Origin of the sequence: Sphingomonas sp. 10B4, from assembly GCF_035019905.1 — a bacterium.
GTDB lineage: Bacteria > Pseudomonadota > Alphaproteobacteria > Sphingomonadales > Sphingomonadaceae > Sphingomonas > Sphingomonas glacialis.
Genome location: NZ_JASJVC010000125.1, coordinates 1 through 4,768, shown reverse-complemented (window position 1 = coordinate 4,768; position 4,768 = coordinate 1). Strand labels below are relative to the sequence as shown.

Here is a 4,768-nt window from a genome sequence, read left to right as displayed (position 1 = left end):
TCCTCGGCAAATGCCTCACTGACGACACGCTCGGTCGTCGCGTGGAGCCGGATGTTGGCGACAGTTGCCAGCCAATGCGCAAATTGCTGGTTGAGGTCAGCCATGTCGCGGAAAGTACCGCCAAGAAAGAAGTCCTCACGGATATACCGGAATGGTCGCTCTACCTTGCCCTTGGTCTCCGGACGATATGCGCGACAGGCTTTCGGCAAAAATCCGTAATGGTGCGCGAACTCGGCCAGGGTCGCATTGTAAACAATACGCCCGTCTTCGCCTTCGCCGATCACCGCCGTCTTCATGCGATCATAGAGGATTTCGCGCGGCACGCCGCCGATCGCCTCAAAGGCGGATCGGTGACAGGCAAGGACGATATCCATCGTCTGCCGCAGGGCGAAGCGCCCCCAGAGGTGCCGGGAAGAGCCGAGCACCATCGAGAACAGCCAGACGATCTGTACCCGGTCTGGCTCGCTGGTAAAGCGTACCTGGAACTGAGCAAAATCCACCTGCGCTTGCTGGCCGGGCGGCGTCTCGAAGCGAACCGCGAAGGGCTTCCCGCCGCCAGGCGGACGCAGCGACCGCACGACGTCTCGAACCGTGCTGTAGCCACCGGTATATCCGCGATCCTTGATCTCCCGCATCAACCGGCTCGCGGTCAGTCCCGGATACGTCGCCAATCGAGTGCGCAGATAATCGGAGAAATCGTCGACCAGCGAACTCCGTGGCTGGCGCGGCCCATAGCAAGGCGGCTCCAGCCCCCTCGCGATATATTTGCGGACAGTCTTGCGGTCGACCCCCGCCTGGCGCGCGATCGCAGAGACCTTCAGTCCCTGTCGGTGCAAATCCAAAATCATGATCAAATCTCCGAACTTCTTCATCGCGACCGCGCCCCTCAGGGGGTGCGGCATGCCTGATAAATTTTGAAATCGGCCCTTGTCCGGGGCTCGCCCCGGACAAGGGCCGATCAGAAGAAGTGGGGAATATTCAAATGTCACAACTGGGGAAGATTACTCCGCCATCGACAGCTGCCACCAATGTCGAATACCACCAAGCCGGTCAGGCCATGCTCGCGATACAGCCGGTGCCAGGCCCGCACCGTATCATCGTCGATCAACAAGGCATCCGCCACCTCCTGGCAGCTCCAACCCTTGTCCAATAGAATGATCGCATTGGCACGCCGAGACGCGCGAGCTTCACTCAGTCCATCGCGCGCCAGAGCCCGTAGCTCAAGACGTTCTGCGTTGCTCAGGAAACCGCCGCGGATCATGTTGGAACATGAATCGCTTCCGGACCACAACGCAACCTCTTTTCCGGCTCCTCAATGAGTCAGGCTATATAACCAAATATTTACCCAATAGATGGCGCGCAGGCGGATGCGGTGAGCGCCGATGGCGCAAATGGCAAAAGTCCGGTCACACCGCCATAAGGGAGGCTGATAGCGATCTTATTCATACCCGATACGCTGTTACACGTCGCGTTTGCGGTGACAGTGGTGGTAGCCGCCTTGAAAGTGACCCCCCAAGCCAGTCCCCTGGCTGCCGCATACCCCTGAATTGATGGCGTATCAGCGCACGGAGCGGTCCCAAGCGCCATACATCGTGCCGTGTTCGAGGCAACCTCCTGCAATGCCTGCTGTGTCCATTCCAGCCGACCGCCTTCGATCAGCAGAAAGATGAATGCCAGCAGGACAGGTGCGACCAACGCAAATTCGACAGCGCTCGCTCCAGCGCTGTCCCGCAGCAGACACGAGGCGCGTACGCATCTTTTCATTGCAAACGCACCGTCTCGGCTCGCTTCATGATGCTGCCGTCCAACCATTGATCGGGGACAGTCATGGCGTGGTAGGGATAACTGGCCGTGATCGTCAGATAATACCCTGATGTCGCCCCGTTAGCGCAAGGTAAGCCGCAAGCCGCAGCCGCTGTATAAGTCGGTGTAAGACCGCTGACACAGGTACACTGCCGACTAGTGACGGGAACCGCACAGGATTGTGAGCCACCGTTGCACGTGACCGTCGTGGTAATGGTGGCTGTTGGCGCTCCGCCGGAAGCGGAGACATAGCTGATCAATTGGCTGGTGTTGATCGTATCCGAATTTCGCATATTGTAGGCAAGCATCGACCCCTGTTGCACCGCAGAGGCCAATCTGCCTTGAAATATGAGATAGGCTGCGAAGTCTAGGCTCGGTAGCAGGGTCGCGAATATCAGTAGAGACCACAAGGCAAATTCGACCGTGGCCACACCGCGCGTATCTCTCATCGATGTATGAAAGGACCTTGCTTGAATCTTCATTGGATGAGCGTCACATTGCTGCTGTTGGCGGAAGATGAAGTGAGGCTGGCGCACATGGTGCCCGCGGCGGGGCCACTGGAAAGCGTTACCGTTTTCGCAATCAACATGAAACAAGCACCCGAGACGCTTGCACCACCGCTCATTTGAAAATCAGAATTTGGAACGTACACCGCTCCTGACAAAGAATCTTGAGTTCCGCCGCCCAGAATTGTCGCGGTCGTCGTCCGTGTCGCGAACAAGACGTCGGTAATGCCATATGAAGATGTGCCGGTGGGCGCACTCAGATTGACCGACGTTCCGCCGGCTACGTTCAGCGAGCCTGCGAGGATGAACGTCACGTTGCTTCCCGACATGGTGCCGCCAGTGTTGTTCGTGAAAGCACCATTGATCGTATAGGTGCCGGCCCCGAAGGTCGAACTGCCGTTGAGGTTAAGGTCGCCATTTATTATATGATTGGCGGCCGCGCCGAATGAGATACTGCTGCCGCCCGACGTCGTAATCGCGCCATTGGCGCTGAACGCTCCGTCACTGAATTTGAGGCTGCTGCCGCCGGAAAGATTGATCGCAACACCGGAGCCATTGTTGCCGATCGCATCATTGCCTGCGCCTACTATCATCGCGCTGCCGCCACCATCGATCAGGATCGCGCCATTTACGTCTAAGTCGCCTGCCCCCATGGTCACGCTGGATCCGCCGCCAAGCGAGATCTGCCCAACATAATGGCGACCAGCCCCAAGGGTCATGGAGGTACCTCCACCCAAGGTCACAGGTGCCGCGATTGAAACCGGGCCGTCTCCGATCAAGAGCTTTCCGCCGCCTCCGATCGTGACGCTGTTGCTGACCGTGACATTCGAGGTCCCTGGGATGCTTAGCGTCAGGCTCTGGGTATTGAGACTACGGATATTATAAGTGCCAGCAGGAAAGTACCACGTACTACCTATCAATGTTCCGGTTTTGCCCTGAAACGTCATCGTCGTCGGATAATAACCTAGCTGAAAATCCTCGCCCGCCGGGACAGCGGGCGTTGTCGGTGCGGTATAAGTACCCAGCTTTGTCCAGGCCGCGGCAAGAGCCGCATTCCCTGCCAGCGGATCAGCTGTCGAATTAGATTTTTTCAACTGCGTTCCGGTAATAGAACTTCCGGAAGCAACGCTTGCCAATGTTCCATAGGTAATCGTATCGGCAGTAATATTGCTGCCGCCATTAACGCTCGTGTCGGCCGATGACATGGTTGCTTTGGCGGAAATCGTTGATCCGCCTGCAACGCTGATCGTAGTGTTTGAAGCGACCGCGCATTTTGGCGCAGTAACCCTCGTTCCCCCCGAAAGCGATACGCCAGAGCTACTGGCCGATAGGGCAATGATACAGGCTGGTGTTGTCGACGAAGACAGCGACGCTATTGAGATCACCGATACCGTGTAGCTGGTCGCAGATGAAAGGATCCGTGCGAAGAAAAGAGGGACGGACCCGGTGACGACGACCTTCACCGCATCGCTCACGGTACTGCTGTAATTGGCCAGGTGGGTCACGGTAACGTTTGCTGATGATATACCGTTCGCATTCGCGATCGCGTTGGCGGTAGAGTTGAGTAAGATGTCACTCGGGTTCGTGATGTAGGCGTTAGCAGCCCCCAGAGCGGCTGCGTCTGCGATGCCCTGATAATTGATCTTTTTTTGATACCCTTGGCCAAGCTCGATCGAAAACGCCGCAATGCCGATCACTGCGATCAGGGTGAACGCCCCGATGATGCTAACGGCCCCACGCTGATCGCTGACCAAGCGTCTCAGAATACTTCGAGGCTGTGATCGTTGAGCCTTTTGAAAATTCTCCTCAAGCTTATCAGGATTCTGAAACGGGACGTTACGTTTGCGACCTGCCATCTTCACGATCTGGGTGCCGCAGGACCTTCGACGGTCGAGGCGTTATCCCAACGAGCTCGCCGGTTTCCTTCCATCTGGCATACCACATAATCGTTCGCCGGATCTTGGGGCGGGGAGGTGATCGTTCGACGGCAAATCGCCGGATCGATCGGAGACACGAAACGTACACCGACACCCTTCTCCGTGGTTCGTGCTACAACAGCCTTAATTTGATCGAATCCCCGAAATTTGAGCACGAGCTGCTCTTTGATGGGAAAGGTTCGAGCAAGCTCGATAAATGCGCCGGTTGCCGACAGGTTTCGAATACGCCCAGTCTCAACGCCGGATATAGAGTCGACTTCTGCGCCGAGAAGCAGGCTTTTGCGAACCGCGTTCCGCTCTTCAACGTAGCCGATTTCGAGCGGACTATCGTGAGTTTCGTTCATTTTCCCCGCCTCCCCTGCTGCCCCCGCGGCCTCCACGTGATCAATATTTATTTTAAATACAACGTCATTCGTAAATAAATATTGCGCGGACTAACGCCCATTTATAGCCTGACTCATTGAGGAGCCGGAAAAGAGGTTGCGTTGTGGTCCGGAAGCGATTCATGTTCCAACATGATCC

At 56.7% G+C, this 4,768-nt stretch carries 5 protein-coding genes; all 5 read right to left on the bottom strand.

Annotation, left to right across the window (positions count from 1 at the left end):
* Window positions 1-872, bottom strand: an 872-nt coding sequence (gene istA, locus QN347_RS18745) for an IS21 family transposase (protein WP_323494309.1), incomplete at its 3' end; no start/stop codon positions are given.
* Window positions 873-985: 113 nt separating this feature from the next.
* On the bottom strand, window positions 986-1,261 hold the full coding sequence (locus QN347_RS18740; RefSeq protein ID WP_322160957.1) for a helix-turn-helix domain-containing protein: 276 nt from the start codon (window positions 1,259-1,261) through the stop codon (window positions 986-988).
* 80 nt (window positions 1,262-1,341) lie between these two features.
* Complete coding sequence (locus QN347_RS18735; RefSeq protein WP_322164126.1) at window positions 1,342-1,764, bottom strand: TadE family protein; 423 nt, start codon at window positions 1,762-1,764, stop codon at window positions 1,342-1,344.
* A gap of 517 nt (window positions 1,765-2,281) precedes the next feature.
* Window positions 2,282-4,063 carry a hypothetical protein gene (locus tag QN347_RS18730; RefSeq protein ID WP_323494308.1) on the bottom strand — a complete coding sequence of 594 codons (1,782 nt, stop codon included), beginning with the start codon at window positions 4,061-4,063 and terminating at the stop codon, window positions 2,282-2,284.
* A gap of 104 nt (window positions 4,064-4,167) precedes the next feature.
* Window positions 4,168-4,590, bottom strand: coding sequence for a PilZ domain-containing protein (locus QN347_RS18725; protein WP_322160953.1), 423 nt, complete (start codon window positions 4,588-4,590; stop codon window positions 4,168-4,170).
* Window positions 4,591-4,768 lie beyond the last annotated feature (178 nt).

What these genes read in the sequence shown, in the direction of transcription:
- QN347_RS18740 (WP_322160957.1), bottom strand. Translation starts at nt 1,261, where the DNA reads ATGATCCGCGGCGGTTTCCTGAGCAACGCAGAACGTCTTGAGCTACGG.
- QN347_RS18735 (WP_322164126.1), bottom strand. Translation starts at nt 1,764, where the DNA reads ATGAAAAGATGCGTACGCGCCTCGTGTCTGCTGCGGGACAGCGCTGGA.
- QN347_RS18725 (WP_322160953.1), bottom strand. Translation starts at nt 4,590, where the DNA reads ATGAACGAAACTCACGATAGTCCGCTCGAAATCGGCTACGTTGAAGAG.